Below are 17,300 nucleotides of genomic sequence, written 5' to 3'. Positions count from 1 at the left end.
GACTCGCTCCATTCTCTTATGGTAGTGGCTTAAGTGTAACATATTTCTGTCATTTCACAATACAAGTAAGTTTTCGATAAGTTTTCATAATATTTACAAAGCAAAACACGAACATTAAACGTTTTTGGTTCGTTTTATTCGGAAAAAGGTTTGAAAAGCGAAAATTATTCCCTTATAATTTGTAATTGTTCGATGAAAAGCGCAATTATTCATTTTTTCTTTTCATAGAAACGATTAAAGTTCAGGAGTGAAACATAACATGGAAAAGTTTTTCAAATTAAAGGAGAATAAAACGACGGTTTCCACAGAAGTGATGGCTGGGGTCACCACCTTTTTCGCGATGAGTTATATTTTGTTTGTGAATCCGACGATTTTATCTGCTGCAGGCATGCCGTTTCAAGCTGTTTTCTTAGCAACGATCATCGCTTCAGTGATTGGTACCCTGATCATGGGCTTATTTGCAAATGTGCCTTACGCGCAAGCACCTGGAATGGGCCTTAATGCATTCTTCACCTTTACCGTCGTTTTTGGTTTGGGGTATACGTGGCAGCAAGCATTAGCGATGGTTTTCATCTGCGGCTTGATCAACATTTTTATCACGGTCACTCGTATCAGAAAAATGATCATTCATGCGATTCCAGAAAGCATGCAGCATGCAATCGGCGGCGGGATCGGGATCTTTGTGGCTTATGTAGGGATCAAAAATGCCAACTTGCTAAACTTTAGTGCAGACACTGCGGCAGTGACGGGTTCAGTTGTCGACGGTGAGACGATCGTGAGTGCCAATTTTAATGGGGGGATCGTCCCAGCTTTGGCGAATTTCAATAATGCACCTGTTTTGTTAGCAGTGATTGGTTTAGTAGTGACTACTTTATTAGTGGTGAAAAATGTTCGTGGGGCAATTATTTTTGGTATTTTAGGAACGACGATCATCGGTATTTTGATGGGTGTGGTGGATTTAAGTGCGATTGATTGGCACGGGAACTCATTAGGAAGTTCCATCAGCGAACTAGGCATCACATTTGGCGCTGCGTTTGGCTCTGAAGGAATGGGCTCACTATTCAGTGATTCTGCCAAAATCCCTCAAGTAATCATGACGATTTTAGCGTTTAGCTTATCAGATGTCTTTGATACGATCGGTACCTTTATCGGGACTGGACGTCGTACAGGGATCTTTTCGAAAAAAGATGAAGAAGCGGTTGAAAACAGTAACGGATTGAACACGAAGATGGATAAAGCCCTTTTTGCAGATGCCGTAGCCACTTCTGTAGGTGCCATCGTAGGGACCTCAAATACAACGACTTATGTGGAATCAGCAGCTGGTATCGGTGCTGGTGGACGCACGGGCTTGACTTCTGTTGTAGTGGCAGCACTCTTTGCAATCAGCAGTATCTTTTCTCCACTGATCTCAATCGTTCCCGCACAAGCGACAGCACCAGCGTTGATCTTAGTTGGGGTAATGATGATGGCTTCGTTTGCAGACATCAAGTGGACCGATCTAGAAGAAGCAGTTCCCGCTTTCTTCGCGTCTATTTTTATGGGCTTGTCTTACAGTATTTCCAATGGGATCGCTGTTGGTTTCATTTTCTACGCATTAGTGAAAGTAGTGAAAGGAAAAGCCAACGAAGTGTCTCCGATCATCTGGGTCGTCAATGCGTTGTTTATCCTAAACTTTGTCATTTTGGCTTTGATCAGTTAAGTTTAATGAAGAAAATCTTTCTGTATGTTACCTGCAGAAAGATTTTTTTATTTGATTATTACGCACGATACGGTATAGTATTTGTGAAAGAAGGTTTGTAAATGAAGATTGATTGGAAACGAAATCTACTGATTTCATGGGTAGGTTGTTTTTTTACGGGTGCCAGTTTTAGTCTTGTCATGCCATTCATTCCCTTATATATAGAAGAGTTAGGCGCTCCAGAGAGTCAAATTGAGTTGTTTTCTGGATTAGCAATCTCAGTAACGGCGTTTGCGGCGGCTATCATTGCTCCAGTATGGGGAAATCTAGCAGATCAAAAAGGTCGTCGCTTAATGATGATTCGCGCGGCTGCGGGGATGACAGTGACGATGGGGTCTTTGGCTTTTGTACCGAATGTCTATTGGTTGTTGATCATGCGTTTCTTTACCGGAATTTTATCGGGGTATATTCCCAATGCGACTGCATTGATTGCTTCGCAGGCGCCTCGAGAAAAAAGCGGTTGGGCGCTTGGGACATTGGCTACAGGAGCCATCGCAGGGAATTTGATCGGTCCATCGATGGGTGGGGCGTTGGCGCAATGGTTCGGCATGAAAAATGTTTTTATCATTACTGGTGTTGTGCTGCTAATTACGCTCTTGCTTACGATTTTTCTCGTTCAAGAAGATTTTGAGCCGGTTGAAAAGGGCGATTTGCTGTCCATCAAAGAAATTTTTGGTCAAATCAAAAATATGCAGCTGCTTGTCGGTTTGTTTATTACGTCACTGATTTTACAGCTAGGTGTAACGAGTATCAGCCCGATCCTCACGTTATATATTCGTGATCTAAGCGGGAATAGTGGCAATATTTTGTTTGTCAGCGGATTGATCGTCTCTGTTGCTGGTGTTTCGGCAATCATCTCTTCGCCATTTTTAGGCAAAATCGGTGATCGTTACGGCAATCACAAGGTATTGTTAGGGGGTTTATTGCTGTCATTTTTCTGTTTCATTCCGATGGGCTTTGTCTCCACACCGTTTCAGTTGGGCGTGCTGCGCTTCTTGCTTGGTTTTTCGACGGGTGCGTTGATGCCGTCGATCAACACACTGATCAGCAAGATCACCCCGATGGAAGGGGTCAGCCGCATCTACAGCTACAACCAAATGTTCTCTAACTTTGGACAAGTGTTAGGTCCGATGGTCGGCTCAACGGTGGCAGCTGGCTTTGGTTATCCCGCCGTCTTTTGGGTAACTAGCGGGTTTGTACTGATCAATATTTTTATCTCAGGATTTAATTTCCGTAAAAGCTTGCGTAAAACGGACATTAGTGAATAGTTGAAAAGAAAAAAAAACCAGTTACAATAAAGGTAACTGGTTTTTTTTTAATGGCTTGTCTTTTCAGGCGCTGGTGCGATAATACCAACAAGAATGATCACCACACCTGTGACCAAAGAGATGATTGAAGTTAATTGAAAATCATAAGTTGCTCCAGCAAGTGAGCTGCCTAGATAGCCAACGACTTGACCTAATACAAAAGTCCAAAATAAAGTGACTAAGTAACGCATGACGACACCTCTTTTCTGCGTATCTTCCATTTCGACTTTAGTTTATCACAAAAATATTTATTGTAAAGATTTTCACTTTTTCATTTTGTTTTTCAAATCTAATTACTAGCAGAAAGAAAGAGAATTTTCATTTTTGGAGGGATTTCAATGTATTCACAGCTCACCACCTTAAGCGCCTATTCGTTGCTGCAAAGTACGATCAAAATTCCTCACTATATAGAGCAAGCCAAAAAGATGGGCTATCAGACGTTGGGTCTGACCGATCATAATGTTCTCTATGGCGCGGTCGAGTTTTATCAGCAATGCCTAGCACAGGGCATCAAGCCGATTTTTGGCGCTTTGTTCGACTGTACCTTCGGAGAGGGATCAATGTCCTTTCCGTTGTACGTATTTGCAAAAAACCTCAAGGGCTATCAAACCTTGATGCGTTTATCAAGTGAAAAAATGATCACCGAGCAGTTGAATTTGGCTGCTTGTGATTCTTTGCAGGACCTCTTTGGTTTGCTGCCTGAAGGCGAGGGATTTCTGCCTTCTCAGCACGATGATCTAGAAGCCAATCAAGAAGCACTGCGAGCAATCAGCCATAAATTTGATTCTGAGAGCTTGTTTTTAGGTATTACTAGCAAAGGGTTAGATCCAGAAACGATCGCTTGGTTTAACGAGCAAAACATTGCACCATGTGCGTATCAACCAATCGCGGCTTTAGCACAAGAAGAAGCCTTTGCAGTCAAAGTGATGACGCATATCAAAGAGGGCTCGCAAATTGAAGACTTTCGTCAGGCTAAAGAGCAAGGGGCTGCGCAGCTTTTTCTACAACCAGCAGACCAACTGACCGCGGCATTTGAAGAATGGTCGCAGGCATTGATGAATAATCAGCGGATTGCAGCTGAATGCGCCGTCGAGCTGCCGCTGCATCAGCGGCTGTTGCCTCATTACCCGCTACCAGCCGAAGAAAGCGCTGCGGACTATTTGCGGAAAATTTGTTTTGAGCGTCTGCCTCAGCGTGTTGCCCACGTTACATCGGCGTACGAACAGCGTTTGGATTATGAGTTGTCCGTCATCCATAAGATGGGCTTTGATGACTATTTCTTGATTATTTGGGACGTCATGGACTTTGCCCACCAACAAGAGATCGTTACCGGCGCTGGACGGGGATCGGCTGCTGGCGCACTGGTGGCATATGTTTTATCGATCACCGACGTAGATCCAATCAAATACGATCTTTTGTTTGAACGATTCTTGAATCCAGAACGTTACACGATGCCTGATATTGATTTAGACATTCCTGACAATCGCAGAGACGAGATTTTACAGTATGTGCGCCAAAAATACGGGCAAGAATATATGGCACAGATTGCGACGTTTGGCACCATGGCGGCCAAAATGGTTCTGCGAGATGTTTCTCGTGTCTTTGGTCTTTCGCAAAGTGAAGCCAATCGCTGGTCAAAAGCCATCCCCAGTGCCTTGAAAATGACCTTAGATCTTGCTTATGAACAATCCAATCAGCTGCGAGAATTGGTGTCGTTTAATGAGCGAAACCAAGTAATGTTTCAAGTCGCCAAAATTTTAGAAGGCTTGCCACGTCACGTATCGACTCATGCCGCTGGTGTGGTGATCAGTGACAAGAATTTGCTTGATCTGGTTCCCTTACAAGAAGGCAGCGATGGGATCTGGCTGACCCAATTTACCATGAATGACGTAGAAGCCATCGGCCTATTGAAGATGGACTTTTTAGGCTTGAGAAACTTATCGATCATTGATAATACCTTGAAAGGCATTAAACGAATCAGCCAACAAATCGTTACCCAAAAGGAGATTCCTCTTGATGATCCAGCAACATTGCGCTTGTTTCAAAAAGGCGAGACCGCAGGGATCTTCCAATTTGAATCAGCGGGGATACGCAATGTGCTGCGTAAGTTAGGACCAGAAAGCATCGAGGATATTGCCGCAGTCAATGCCTTGTATCGTCCAGGACCGATGCAAAATATCGATACCTTTATTAAGCGGAAAAAAGGACAAGAGCGTGTCTCTTATCCAGATGACAGCTTGATTCCGATTTTGCAAAACACTTACGGAATCATTGTCTACCAAGAGCAGATCATGCAGGTAGCTTCCAAAATGGCTGGTTTCAGCTTAGGACAAGCAGATATTTTGCGTCGAGCAATCAGTAAAAAGAAAAAAGACGTCTTGGATGAGGAACGTCGTCATTTTGTGCAAGGCGCCTTGGCCAATCAGTACGATGAAAAGACCGCCAATTTGGTCTATGATTATATCGAGCGGTTCGCCAATTACGGGTTTAATCGATCCCATGCGTTTGCCTATTCCTTTATCGGCTTTCAAATGGCCTATCTGAAGGTACACTATCCTGCACCATTTTTTGCTTCGATCTTACACTCGGTACGCAACACCGCCAGCAAAATGAAAGAATATTTAAATGAAGCCGCACGTTATGGCGTAGAAGTACTGCCGCCTTCGATCAATGCCAGTGGGTTTAGTTTTCAACTGCAAAATGAAAAACAAATTCGTTTTGGTTTCAGCAGTATCAAAGGAATCCGACGCGACATGATCCAAGACATTTTGGCAGAAAGAAAAGAGCATGGTAATTTCACGTCTATGGATCAATTTTTGCTTCGCTTGAATCAGCGGAACAGCAAATGGTTAAAATTGGATTATTTATTGCCGCTTTTGAGCATCGGCGTATTCGATGGGATCGCCCCCAATCGAAAACAAGCGCTGATCCAGCTAGAAGGAAAGATCCAAAACATTACTTATAGTGGCGGCAGTTTGGATCTCTTAGAAACTATGGCATTAAAAGAAGAAGCCGTTGCCGATTACAAACTAGAAGAAAAACTGGCTTTGGAAGAAGAATACTTAGGTGTTTATTTGTCTGGCCATCCCGTGGAACAGTTTCAAAAATTGCACCAATTAAAACAAATCACTGATATTGCCGATCTGGTTCCGAATGAACGGGTGCGTATCCTTTTATATGTGCGCAAGATTCGAGAGATTCGAACGAAAAAGGGCGAACAAATGGCGTTTGTCGAAGGAACAGATGCCAGCAAAGAAGTGTCAGTAACGATTTTTCCCATCGTTTATCGACAAGTACGTTCCTTGATTGAAGAAAATGCTGTTCTTTATATCGAAGGAAAGGTCGAGGTAAGTCGTTACAATGGTGAAATCCAACTCATTGCTGATAAAATAGACTTAGCAGAAAACGTTCAAAATAAAATTGCGTCACAAACTTGTTACTTAAAGATTTCTGCTGAAGCTGAAACGTCGCACCTGCAAGCATTGTCGAAGGAAATGAAGCAGCATCACGGAAATATTCCAGTGGTGATGTTCTATGAAAGCAGTGGCAAAAAAGTGTTATTAGCAGAAGAAAACTGGGTGACGGATGAGCCGAACTTTGTCAAACAACTGATCGCATTATTAGGAAATGGAAATGTAATTTTCAAGTAATTTTCCGAAAACGGTAATTCAACTTACACTTTTTTCAACTTTTTCCCACTATTTCAAGACATTTTCATGGAATAATGGTAGAATATGTCTCGTGGTTATTACTTGAAAACTAGCAAACAGGGGCTTCCCTAAACAAAATCTTTTGATGAGGTGAAAGAATAATGAAACGCATTGGAATTCTAACCAGTGGCGGCGATGCACCAGGAATGAACGCAGCGATTCGCGCAGTTGTCAGAAAGGGTATTTTTGACGGACTTGAAGTATACGGAATCAACTATGGCTATGCCGGACTAGTCGCAGGCGACATTCGTCGCTTAGATGTTGCTGATGTTGGTGACAAAATTCAACGTGGTGGAACATTCTTATATTCAGCACGTTATCCAGAATTTGCGACACAAGAAGGACAATTAAAAGGAATCGAACAATTAAAGAAATTTGGCATCGAAGGGCTAGTCGTGATTGGTGGAGATGGATCTTACCATGGTGCGATGGCACTTACTCGTCACGGTTTCCCAGCGATCGGGATTCCAGGAACGATCGATAATGACATTCCAGGAACAGATTTCACGATTGGTTTTGATACAGCGATCAATACTGTCTTGGAATCGATTGACCGGATCCGTGATACAGCGACATCACATGTCCGCACATTCGTGATCGAAGTAATGGGTCGTGGTGCTGGCGATATCGCTTTATGGTCAGGTGTGGCCGGTGGTGCGGATGAAATCATCATCCCAGAACATGATTTTGACATGCAAGTTGTTGCTGATCGTATCCGTGAAGGACGCGACCGCGGGAAAAAACATTGCTTGATCGTTTTAGCCGAAGGTGTGATGGGCGGAAATGATTTTGCTGACAAACTTTCTGAATACGGCGATTTCCATACCCGTGTATCAATTCTAGGACACGTTGTCCGTGGTGGTTCACCAAGCGCTCGTGACCGTGTGTTAGCAAGTAAATTTGGTTCATATGCCGTTGAATTATTGCAACAAGGCAAAGGCGGTCTATGTATCGGTATCGAAAACAATGAAATGATTGCTTCTGATATCATCGATACCCTTGAAAACAATCGTCACAAACCAGATCTTAGCTTGTATAACTTGAACAAAGAAATCTCATTCTAAAGAGATTTTTAAAGCAACGCAACAGTAATTTTGTAAAAAAAGCTTATTAGCTATTTTAAATAAATGAATAGGAGCGTTTAGTAATGAAAAAAACAAAGATCGTAAGTACATTAGGACCAGCAAGTAACAGTGTGGAAATTATTTCTCAACTGATTGAAGCCGGTGCGAATGTCTTCCGCTTTAACTTCTCTCATGGAGATCATGAAGAACAATTAGCGCGTATGACAATGGTTCGTGAAGCCGTAAAGAAAACTGGTAAAGATGTCGGTATCCTTTTAGATACAAAAGGTGCTGAAATCCGTACAACTGTACAAAATACGACAGAAGCAGACTTTGGTCGTGCTGGATACATCCAATTCAACGTTGGCGATGAAACACGTATTTCAATGGATCCAGAACACAAAGGAACAAAAGAAAAAATTGCTGTAACTTATCCTGGTTTATTTGAAGATGTTCATGTGGGCGGACATATCTTGTTTGATGATGGCTTGATCGACATGGAAATCAAAGAAAAAGACGAAGCAACCCGTGAATTAGTGGTTGTCGTTAAAAATGCTGGAATGTTAGGATCACGTAAAGGAGTCAATGCTCCTGGCGTATCAATCAGCTTACCTGGTATTACTGAAAAAGATGCAGAAGATATCCGTTTTGGTCTTGATAACGATATCGACTTCATTGCCGCTTCATTTGTACGTAAAGCGCAAGACGTTTTAGAAATTCGTGAAATTTTAGAAGAAAAAGACATGACTCATGTGCAAATCTTCTCTAAAATCGAATCACAAGAAGGTATCGATAATATCGATGAAATCATCAAAGTTTCTGATGGTATCATGGTTGCCCGTGGTGACATGGGTGTTGAGATCCCTGCTGAAGAAGTACCAATGGTTCAAAAGAGCATCATCAAAAAATGTAACGCTGCTGGTAAATCAGTTATCACAGCAACACAAATGTTAGAATCAATGCAACAAAACCCACGTCCAACTCGTGCAGAAGCTTCTGACGTTGCCAATGCTGTCTTTGACGGTACTGATGCAACAATGCTTTCTGGTGAGTCAGCAAACGGTGACTACCCTGTTGAAGCAGTAGCAACAATGGCACGTATCGACGTGGAAGCAGAAAAAGCTTTATCAGAAAACAGCACTTTCCAAATCAACCAATTTGATAAAACAGATGTAACGGAAACAATCGGTTTATCTGTTGCTCGTGCAGCGAAAAACTTAGGGGTTAAAACAATCGTTGCTGCCACTGAATCTGGCTACACTGCAAAAATGATCTCTAAATATCGTCCAGATGCTGACATTTTAGCTGTCACATTTGACGAACGCACAAAACGCGGCTTGATGCTTAACTGGGGTGTGTACCCAACCGTTGCTGAAAAACCATCAACAACTGATGAAATGTTTGAATTAGCAGCAAAACAAGCAGTTGATTTAGGCTTTGCTAAAGAAGGCGATCTAATCTTAATCACAGCCGGTGTTCCTGTTGGTGAACGCGGAACAACCAACGTAATGAAGATCCAATTGATCGGATCAAAATTGCTTGAAGCGCAAGGAATTGGTGAAAAATCAGTTGTTGCCAATGCCGTGATCGCTCACAGTGCCGAAGAAGCAATTGCGAAAGCAAAAGATGGCATGATTTTAGTTGTACCAACAACAGATAAAGAATATATGCCAGCAATCGAAAAAGCAGCAGCTTTAGTTGTTGAAGATGGCGGCTTGACTTCTCATGCAGCAGTTGTCGGAATCGCGAAAGATCTACCAGTGATCGTTGGTGCCAAAGACGCAACAACAACCATCAAAGATGGCGAATTGGTTACTCTTGATTCTCGTCGCGGTATCGTTTATCGTGGAGAAACAACAGCGATCTAATGATTTTTAACGATTGATCAAGCAACAGGCAAGTGCACGTTGTGCGCTTCCTGTTGTTTTTTTGAGAGTGTCGAAATCCCTTGAGAAAAGGCATTAAAATGACACGATCAAAAATGAAAAAGGTGTCAAGAAAATTTCATTGACAAAGCCTCAGAAGCCCTGTATAATTGCTTTTGTTGCTTAGGGGTGATAAAAATGAAATGGTCTTTATTGGAATTAAAAAAATACCAAGAGACACCGCTGATGTTTGAAGAAACACTTGACCTAAAAAGTCAACTGATAAAACGCGATGGACAGATCATTGATTTGTCTCCTGTAAAAGTAAAAGGGCTGATGAGTGTTGATAAGCAAGGATACTTGCTGCACTATCAAGTGGAAACGACGATGACATTGCCATCTACTCGTTCTTTGACACCTGTAGCGATTCCTTTTGATTTTTCAGTGGATGAACAATTCATGACACCAGAGCAATTTCAGCGTCGCGATGAAACGATCGTCGAAGAAGAAGTTTTGATCATTGAAGGTCAAACCATCAGCTTAGATGAATCGGTCGCTGATAACCTATTACTTGCGATTCCTTTGCAAGTCCTGACAGAAGAAGAAAAACAAGGTTCAGCAATGCCATCTGGCAACGATTGGGCTGTTTTGTCAGAAGAAGACTTTGCAAATCAAAAAGAAGCGCAAGCTCAACAAGTTGATCCTCGTCTTGCAAAATTATCCGAATTATTCAATGAATCAGATGACGATAACGCGTAGGATTGGAATAAATTGCAGCCTCAAGGTTGCGTTCATTAACAAGGAGGTGTAGCAAAATGGCAGTACCAGCTAGAAAAACTTCGAAAGCGAAGAAAGCAAAACGTCGTACACATTACAAATTGACAATCAACGGTTTGAACGAATGTGCAAACTGTGGTGAAATGAAAAAAAGCCACCATGTCTGCTCTAACTGTGGTCATTACGATGGCAAAGACGTAGCAACAAAAGAAGCATAATTCCTTTTTTTCAGAAAGAGGATTCTAAAACCTTAGGCTAACCATGGAGCCTGAGGTTTTTTTGTTTTTTTGGAAAAGATGGAACTTTTCAGAAATATTTTTTGTCCATCGAAAGAGAATAGTTCAAAAGCAGGTACATTTGCGCTATAATGAAAAAGATAATTGAATCTTAGGAGGATGAAAGATGACAAAACAACAAATCGGCGTTGTCGGTATGGCTGTTATGGGCAAAAACTTAGCGTTGAACATCGAAAGCCGCGGTTATTCAGTTGCCTTATTTAACCGTACTGGTTCAAAGACAGAAGAAGTAGTAAAAGAACATCCAGATAAAAATTTTAAAGCAACTTATACGATAGAAGAATTTGTCCAATCAATAGAAAAACCACGTCGTATTTTATTAATGGTAAAAGCAGGATTTGCGACGGATGCTACGATCCAAGAACTATTGCCTCATCTAGACAAAGGCGATATTTTGATCGATGGCGGAAATACCTTCTTTAAAGATACCGTTCGTCGTAACGAAGAGTTGGCAAACTCAGGAATCAACTTTATCGGTACGGGTGTTTCTGGTGGGGAAGAAGGCGCCTTGAAAGGTCCTTCGATCATGCCTGGTGGACAAAAAGAAGCATATGAATTGGTTGCACCGATCTTAGAACAAATTTCAGCAAAAGCTGAAGATGGTACACCTTGTGTAACTTATATTGGACCAAATGGTGCAGGCCATTACGTAAAAATGGTTCATAATGGGATCGAGTATGGCGACATGCAGCTGATTGCGGAGTCTTATGACTTGATGCAAAACATTTTAGGTCTATCTGTTGATGAAATGGCTGATATCTTTGCCGAATGGAATAAAGGTGAATTGGATAGCTACCTAATTGAGATCACAGCGGATATCTTGACACGTAAAGATGATCAAGGAACAGGCAAACCGATCGTTGATGTGATCTTAGATGCTGCAGGCAATAAAGGAACTGGGAAATGGACGAGCCAAAGTGCCTTAGATCTAGGTGTTCCATTGCCATTGATCACTGAATCTGTTTTTGCTCGCTATATCTCAGCTTACAAAGAAGAACGGGTCAATGCCAGCAAAGTATTACCGAAACCAGAAGCGGTTGCTTTTGAAGGAAACAAAGAAGAATTTATCAATAAGATCCGTGAAGCCTTATACTTCAGTAAAATCATGAGCTATGCACAAGGCTTCGCGCAATTACGTACAGCATCAAAAGAGTACGATTGGGATCTTCCTTTTGGTGAGATTGCCAAAATTTGGCGTGCAGGCTGTATCATCCGTGCGCAATTTTTACAAAAAATCACGGATGCTTATGACAAGAACGCTGACATCGAAAACTTATTATTAGATGATTACTTCAAAGACATCACCAAACGCTATCAATCTTCTGTACGTGAAGTAGTTGCGCTAGCTGTCCAAGCGGGTGTCCCTGTGCCGACGTTCTCCTCTGCGATCGCGTACTTTGATTCGTATCGTTCTGATCGTTTGCCAGCGAACTTGATCCAAGCACAACGGGATTACTTCGGCGCGCATACGTATGAACGGACAGATAAAGAGGGAATTTTCCATTATTCATGGTATGACGAAGCGTAAGCTTCAAGAGAATTCAAAAGAGAAAGGCCGAAAGTGAGAACTTTCGGTCAATCTCTTTTTTATTTTTTAGATACATGATAAAATAAGACAGATAATGTCTATTTTAAAGGCAGAATAATCAATAAAGGGGCTATCAATAATGAGTAATATTCTAATCATTGAAGATGAAAAGAACTTAGCTCGATTTGTGGAATTAGAATTGAAGCATGAAGGGTATAATACCGAAGTTCATTACAACGGACGGACGGGACTGGATGCTGCGCTGAATAATGAATGGGATGCAATCTTATTGGATCTAATGCTTCCAGAGCTAAATGGGTTAGAAGTTTGCCGACGTGTGCGTCAATCGAAGAACACCCCGATCATCATGATGACCGCGAGAGATTCTGTGATTGATCGAGTATCAGGTTTGGATCATGGTGCTGATGATTATATTGTGAAGCCTTTTGCAATTGAAGAATTGCTGGCACGCTTACGTGCGTTGCTTCGCCGTATCGATATCGAAGGGGACAAAAACGTCGCAAAACAAACCACGATCACTTACCGCGATCTAACGATTGAAAAAGAAAACCGTGTCGTTCGACGTGGAACAGATGTCATTGAACTAACAAAACGCGAATATGAGCTATTGTTGACTTTAATGGAAAACGTCAATGTCGTTTTAGCCAGAGATGTTTTATTAAACAAAGTCTGGGGCTATGAGACAGAAGTTGAAACCAACGTTGTCGATGTTTACATCCGCTACTTACGAAATAAAATTGATGTGCCAGGGGAGGAAAGCTATATCCAAACCGTTCGTGGTACAGGTTATGTGATGCGGTCGTGAACCTTAAAAAAAGAATGAAAAAATTAAAAGAACTGAAGGGGCCTTCTTTAACTGTAAAGTGGGCCTTCGCAAGTTCTTTCTTTATATTCGTCGTATTTACGATCTTTGCTGTGATCACCTATAAAACATCGGTGAATTTGATCGTCGCTAAAGAAGAAAACAATGTGGAGCGGACGATGTCAGAGGTTGCTTCTCGTTTAGCCAATTCGGATCAAGAACTAACATTGGTTCGGACGTATCGTAATTTAACCAAAAATGATGCGGGGACGACGAGCATTTATGATCGCACTTCAACGATCGATGGCAACTTAATGAAAATCGATTCCTTTATTTCGGAATTAGGCCAAGCGCCGTTGAGCTTGTTTGTTTATAATTTGAATGAGGATCTTGTGTTTAAAACCCATGAGAATGATTTAGCACTGATCGACACGCAGCGCAAAGCGCCAACCATCGTAACGCTGGATGGTATCACAGGCTTTCTCTCGATCCAACCCATCTATTCAAAAGGCACCAGAGAGCGGATTGGCTATGCACAAACATTTTATGAATTGACTTCTTTTTACGAAATACGCAGCAAACTGCTGCTGACTTTGATTATCTTAGAAGTCGTTTCTCTGATTCTTAGTAGTGTGCTTGGGTTCTTTTTATCAGCGTATTTCCTTCAGCCGTTAAAGGTCTTGCGAGATACGATGGAAACCGTTCGGAAAAACCCACAGTCAACGGTGCATATGCCAGAATTAAATACGAACGATGAACTGTCTGATTTAGCAGATATCTTTAACGAAATGCTGGATCGCATGCGCCTATACATTGAACAGCAAGAGCGATTCGTCGAAGACGTTTCTCATGAGTTGCGAACGCCTGTGGCGATCATTGAAGGACATATGAATCTGTTGCAGCGTTGGGGAAAAGACGATCCAGAGATTTTGGATGAGTCTCTGGCAGCCAGTATGCAAGAGATCAGTCGGATGAAGACGCTAGTACAGGAAATGTTGGATCTCTCAAGAGCGGAACAAGTGGATGTTCATTATGCAAATGAAACAACCAATGCAAAAGAAGTTGTCTATCAAGTCTTCAATAACTTTAAAATACTGTATCCGGATTTTGTTTTTACATTGGATGATGACTTATACCATGAGTTGAAGCTGAAAATCTATCGCAATCATTTTGAACAGATCATTATTATTGTCTTGGATAACGCAGTGAAATATTCCACTGATCGAAAAGAAGTTCATCTATCCATTTCGTTGGATCGGCAATCCTTTGAAATTGCCATTCAAGACTTTGGTGAGGGGATCTCCAAAGAAGACCTCGACAAGATCTTTAATCGTTTCTATCGGGTAGATAAAGCCCGTGCTAGAACCAAAGGCGGAAACGGGCTAGGGCTCTCTATTGCGAAACAGTTATTGGAAAGCTATAAAGGAAAAATTTCAGCAGAGAGTGTCATCGGTCAAGGAACGATCTTTCGAATCTATATACCGATCGTTCAATCAGAAGATCGGACGAAAAGAGAACGTTAGGCGAAAAGCTTAAGTTCTCTTTTTTTATCCATTAATGATAGATTTAGCCGCAAAATACTTCTTATAAACGAACGTTCGAATCGTTTGACAATGAATAATTCGCTTATAAAAATAGTTGCCAAAAAGCCTATTTTTTTAGTTGATTTTTCCTTTAAGAATTGCTATATTATTACTTGTCCTTGTTAAGGCATTTGTAACAAACACTGATTGATCTTTTTTGAAATTAGTTGTTGACGAAACATTTTACAAGTGTTATTATAACAAAGTCGAAAAAATATCATCTCTGAAAAACCTAATAAATCAAAAAAACTTTTCAAAAAAGTGTTTGACATATAACGGTTGAGATGGTAAGATAAAAAAGTCGCTGAGGTTAAGAAAGAAGTTAAATAACAACTTCTTGAAAAAACTTTTAAAAAAAGAGTTGACAAACAAACGTCGCTCTGATATGATATAAAAGTTGCTAACACAGCACGGTAGACCTTTGAAAACTGAACAAAGCAAGCAAACGAACCAATGTGTAGGACGTTTCAATATATTGAAACAAATACATGCAAGCAATAGCTAGCAAAGTTAATTTTTATGAGCTTAATGACCGTATGGTCATTCGAACAAATCATTATGAGAGTTTGATCCTGGCTCAGGACGAACGCTGGCGGCGTGCCTAATACATGCAAGTCGAACGCTTTTTCTTTCACCGGAGCTTGCTCCACCGAAAGAAAAAGAGTGGCGAACGGGTGAGTAACACGTGGGTAACCTGCCCATCAGAAGGGGATAACACTTGGAAACAGGTGCTAATACCGTATAACACTATTTTCCGCATGGAAGAAAGTTGAAAGGCGCTTTTGCGTCACTGATGGATGGACCCGCGGTGCATTAGCTAGTTGGTGAGGTAACGGCTCACCAAGGCAACGATGCATAGCCGACCTGAGAGGGTGATCGGCCACACTGGGACTGAGACACGGCCCAGACTCCTACGGGAGGCAGCAGTAGGGAATCTTCGGCAATGGACGAAAGTCTGACCGAGCAACGCCGCGTGAGTGAAGAAGGTTTTCGGATCGTAAAACTCTGTTGTTAGAGAAGAACAAGGATGAGAGTAAAATGTTCATCCCTTGACGGTATCTAACCAGAAAGCCACGGCTAACTACGTGCCAGCAGCCGCGGTAATACGTAGGTGGCAAGCGTTGTCCGGATTTATTGGGCGTAAAGCGAGCGCAGGCGGTTTCTTAAGTCTGATGTGAAAGCCCCCGGCTCAACCGGGGAGGGTCATTGGAAACTGGGAGACTTGAGTGCAGAAGAGGAGAGTGGAATTCCATGTGTAGCGGTGAAATGCGTAGATATATGGAGGAACACCAGTGGCGAAGGCGGCTCTCTGGTCTGTAACTGACGCTGAGGCTCGAAAGCGTGGGGAGCGAACAGGATTAGATACCCTGGTAGTCCACGCCGTAAACGATGAGTGCTAAGTGTTGGAGGGTTTCCGCCCTTCAGTGCTGCAGCAAACGCATTAAGCACTCCGCCTGGGGAGTACGACCGCAAGGTTGAAACTCAAAGGAATTGACGGGGGCCCGCACAAGCGGTGGAGCATGTGGTTTAATTCGAAGCAACGCGAAGAACCTTACCAGGTCTTGACATCCTTTGACCACTCTAGAGATAGAGCTTCCCCTTCGGGGGCAAAGTGACAGGTGGTGCATGGTTGTCGTCAGCTCGTGTCGTGAGATGTTGGGTTAAGTCCCGCAACGAGCGCAACCCTTATTGTTAGTTGCCATCATTTAGTTGGGCACTCTAGCGAGACTGCCGGTGACAAACCGGAGGAAGGTGGGGATGACGTCAAATCATCATGCCCCTTATGACCTGGGCTACACACGTGCTACAATGGGAAGTACAACGAGTTGCGAAGTCGCGAGGCTAAGCTAATCTCTTAAAGCTTCTCTCAGTTCGGATTGTAGGCTGCAACTCGCCTACATGAAGCCGGAATCGCTAGTAATCGCGGATCAGCACGCCGCGGTGAATACGTTCCCGGGCCTTGTACACACCGCCCGTCACACCACGAGAGTTTGTAACACCCGAAGTCGGTGAGGTAACCTTTTTGGAGCCAGCCGCCTAAGGTGGGATAGATGATTGGGGTGAAGTCGTAACAAGGTAGCCGTATCGGAAGGTGCGGCTGGATCACCTCCTTTCTAAGGAATATTTCGGAAGACTACACATCGTTTGCCTTTGTTCAGTTTTGAGAGGTCTACTCTCAAGTAAATACCCGGGGCCTTAGCTCAGCTGGGAGAGCGCCTGCTTTGCACGCAGGAGGTCAGCGGTTCGATCCCGCTAGGCTCCATTAACGACAATGGTCGTTAAGCTTTGTTCATTGAAAACTGGATATCGAAGAAATAATCAAAACAAGTAACACACACCGAGTTGAAATGTTAAAAGAGTTTTTTAATAAGTTCAACGCTTATTTTCTTGAGCAACCTTCTATCGCTAGAAGAAGTACTCAAAACCGACCGTAAGGTCAAAGGTTAAGTGAATAAGGGCGCACGGTGGATGCCTTGGCACTAGGAGCCGATGAAGGACGGGACTAACACCGATATGCTTTGGGGAGCTGTAAGTAAGCTATGATCCAGAGATTTCCGAATGGGGGAACCCAGCATCTTTTATAGGATGTTACGTCTGCGTGAATACAT

11 protein-coding genes, 1 tRNA gene, 1 rRNA gene and 1 other annotated feature (1 of these 14 cut by a window edge) are annotated in these 17,300 nt (G+C 42.5%); of the genes, 12 read left to right on the top strand and 1 reads right to left on the bottom strand.

Annotated elements, in window-relative coordinates; genetic code table 11:
* The first annotated feature begins 259 nt into the window (after positions 1-259).
* Both A5867_RS13150 and A5867_RS13145 read left to right on the top strand, forming a co-directional pair.
* Positions 260-1,699 carry an NCS2 family permease gene (locus A5867_RS13150; RefSeq protein WP_005237180.1) on the top strand — a complete coding sequence of 480 codons (1,440 nt, stop codon included), beginning with the start codon at positions 260-262 and terminating at the stop codon, positions 1,697-1,699.
* A 101-nt stretch (positions 1,700-1,800) separates the two neighbouring features.
* Positions 1,801-3,006: a multidrug efflux MFS transporter gene (locus A5867_RS13145; protein ID WP_005231893.1), complete on the top strand. Its 1,206-nt coding sequence runs from the start codon at positions 1,801-1,803 to the stop codon at positions 3,004-3,006.
* A 47-nt stretch (positions 3,007-3,053) separates the two neighbouring features.
* On the opposite strand, the gene A5867_RS13140 is transcribed toward A5867_RS13145, so the two are convergent.
* A complete protein-coding gene (locus A5867_RS13140) occupies positions 3,054-3,236 on the bottom strand; it encodes a YjzD family protein (RefSeq protein WP_008377814.1) in 183 nt (60 codons plus the stop codon).
* Between the two features lie 147 nt (positions 3,237-3,383).
* On the opposite strand from A5867_RS13140, the gene dnaE reads away from it, so the two are divergent.
* The 10 genes from dnaE (at position 3,384) to A5867_RS13090 (ending at position 16,954) form a co-directional block, all read left to right on the top strand.
* Entirely contained in the window at positions 3,384-6,695 is a 3,312-nt protein-coding gene (dnaE, locus tag A5867_RS13135; RefSeq protein ID WP_087627787.1) for a DNA polymerase III subunit alpha, read from the top strand.
* Between the two features lie 161 nt (positions 6,696-6,856).
* Positions 6,857-7,819 carry a 6-phosphofructokinase gene (pfkA, locus tag A5867_RS13130; RefSeq protein WP_005229169.1) on the top strand — a complete coding sequence of 321 codons (963 nt, stop codon included), beginning with the start codon at positions 6,857-6,859 and terminating at the stop codon, positions 7,817-7,819.
* A gap of 83 nt (positions 7,820-7,902) precedes the next feature.
* Complete coding sequence (gene pyk, locus A5867_RS13125; protein WP_005229179.1) at positions 7,903-9,687, top strand: pyruvate kinase; 1,785 nt, start codon at positions 7,903-7,905, stop codon at positions 9,685-9,687.
* Between the two features lie 195 nt (positions 9,688-9,882).
* Positions 9,883-10,443, top strand: a complete 561-nt coding sequence (locus tag A5867_RS13120) for a DUF177 domain-containing protein (protein ID WP_010749661.1) — start codon at positions 9,883-9,885, stop codon at positions 10,441-10,443.
* A 56-nt stretch (positions 10,444-10,499) separates the two neighbouring features.
* Positions 10,500-10,679 (top strand): 50S ribosomal protein L32, encoded by a 180-nt coding sequence (gene rpmF / locus A5867_RS13115; RefSeq protein ID WP_005229191.1) that lies wholly within the window; start codon positions 10,500-10,502, stop codon positions 10,677-10,679.
* 184 nt (positions 10,680-10,863) lie between these two features.
* Positions 10,864-12,285 carry an NADP-dependent phosphogluconate dehydrogenase gene (gndA, locus tag A5867_RS13110; protein ID WP_005229192.1) on the top strand — a complete coding sequence of 474 codons (1,422 nt, stop codon included), beginning with the start codon at positions 10,864-10,866 and terminating at the stop codon, positions 12,283-12,285.
* A 139-nt stretch (positions 12,286-12,424) separates the two neighbouring features.
* Positions 12,425-13,111 (top strand): response regulator transcription factor, encoded by a 687-nt coding sequence (locus A5867_RS13105; RefSeq protein ID WP_005229193.1) that lies wholly within the window; start codon positions 12,425-12,427, stop codon positions 13,109-13,111.
* Between the two features lie 14 nt (positions 13,112-13,125).
* Entirely contained in the window at positions 13,126-14,631 is a 1,506-nt protein-coding gene (locus A5867_RS13100; RefSeq protein ID WP_034696083.1) for a HAMP domain-containing histidine kinase, read from the top strand.
* A 614-nt stretch (positions 14,632-15,245) separates the two neighbouring features.
* Positions 15,246-16,805 (top strand): 16S ribosomal RNA (locus tag A5867_RS13095).
* Positions 16,806-16,881: 76 nt separating this feature from the next.
* Positions 16,882-16,954: transfer RNA gene (locus A5867_RS13090), tRNA-Ala, on the top strand.
* A gap of 179 nt (positions 16,955-17,133) precedes the next feature.
* Positions 17,134-17,300: a sequence feature (23S ribosomal RNA rRNA prediction is too short), on the top strand; it runs 605 nt beyond the window's last position.

Source organism: Enterococcus sp. 6D12_DIV0197, assembly GCF_002174385.1.
Classification (GTDB): domain Bacteria; phylum Bacillota; class Bacilli; order Lactobacillales; family Enterococcaceae; genus Enterococcus_D; species Enterococcus_D casseliflavus.
The sequence above is the reverse complement of the archived record's forward strand: the minus strand, read 5'-3'. Positions and strand labels throughout refer to the sequence as shown.

Excerpts from the sequence above, each read along its gene's own strand:
- A5867_RS13150 (WP_005237180.1), top strand. The coding sequence starts at position 260 with ATGGAAAAGTTTTTCAAATTAAAGGAGAATAAAACGACGGTTTCCACA.
- A5867_RS13145 (WP_005231893.1), top strand. The coding sequence starts at position 1,801 with ATGAAGATTGATTGGAAACGAAATCTACTGATTTCATGGGTAGGTTGT.
- A5867_RS13140 (WP_008377814.1), bottom strand. The coding sequence starts at position 3,236 with ATGCGTTACTTAGTCACTTTATTTTGGACTTTTGTATTAGGTCAAGTC.
- dnaE (WP_087627787.1), top strand. The coding sequence starts at position 3,384 with ATGTATTCACAGCTCACCACCTTAAGCGCCTATTCGTTGCTGCAAAGT.
- pfkA (WP_005229169.1), top strand. The coding sequence starts at position 6,857 with ATGAAACGCATTGGAATTCTAACCAGTGGCGGCGATGCACCAGGAATG.
- pyk (WP_005229179.1), top strand. The coding sequence starts at position 7,903 with ATGAAAAAAACAAAGATCGTAAGTACATTAGGACCAGCAAGTAACAGT.
- A5867_RS13120 (WP_010749661.1), top strand. The coding sequence starts at position 9,883 with ATGAAATGGTCTTTATTGGAATTAAAAAAATACCAAGAGACACCGCTG.
- rpmF (WP_005229191.1), top strand. The coding sequence starts at position 10,500 with ATGGCAGTACCAGCTAGAAAAACTTCGAAAGCGAAGAAAGCAAAACGT.
- gndA (WP_005229192.1), top strand. The coding sequence starts at position 10,864 with ATGACAAAACAACAAATCGGCGTTGTCGGTATGGCTGTTATGGGCAAA.
- A5867_RS13105 (WP_005229193.1), top strand. The coding sequence starts at position 12,425 with ATGAGTAATATTCTAATCATTGAAGATGAAAAGAACTTAGCTCGATTT.
- A5867_RS13100 (WP_034696083.1), top strand. The coding sequence starts at position 13,126 with ATGAAAAAATTAAAAGAACTGAAGGGGCCTTCTTTAACTGTAAAGTGG.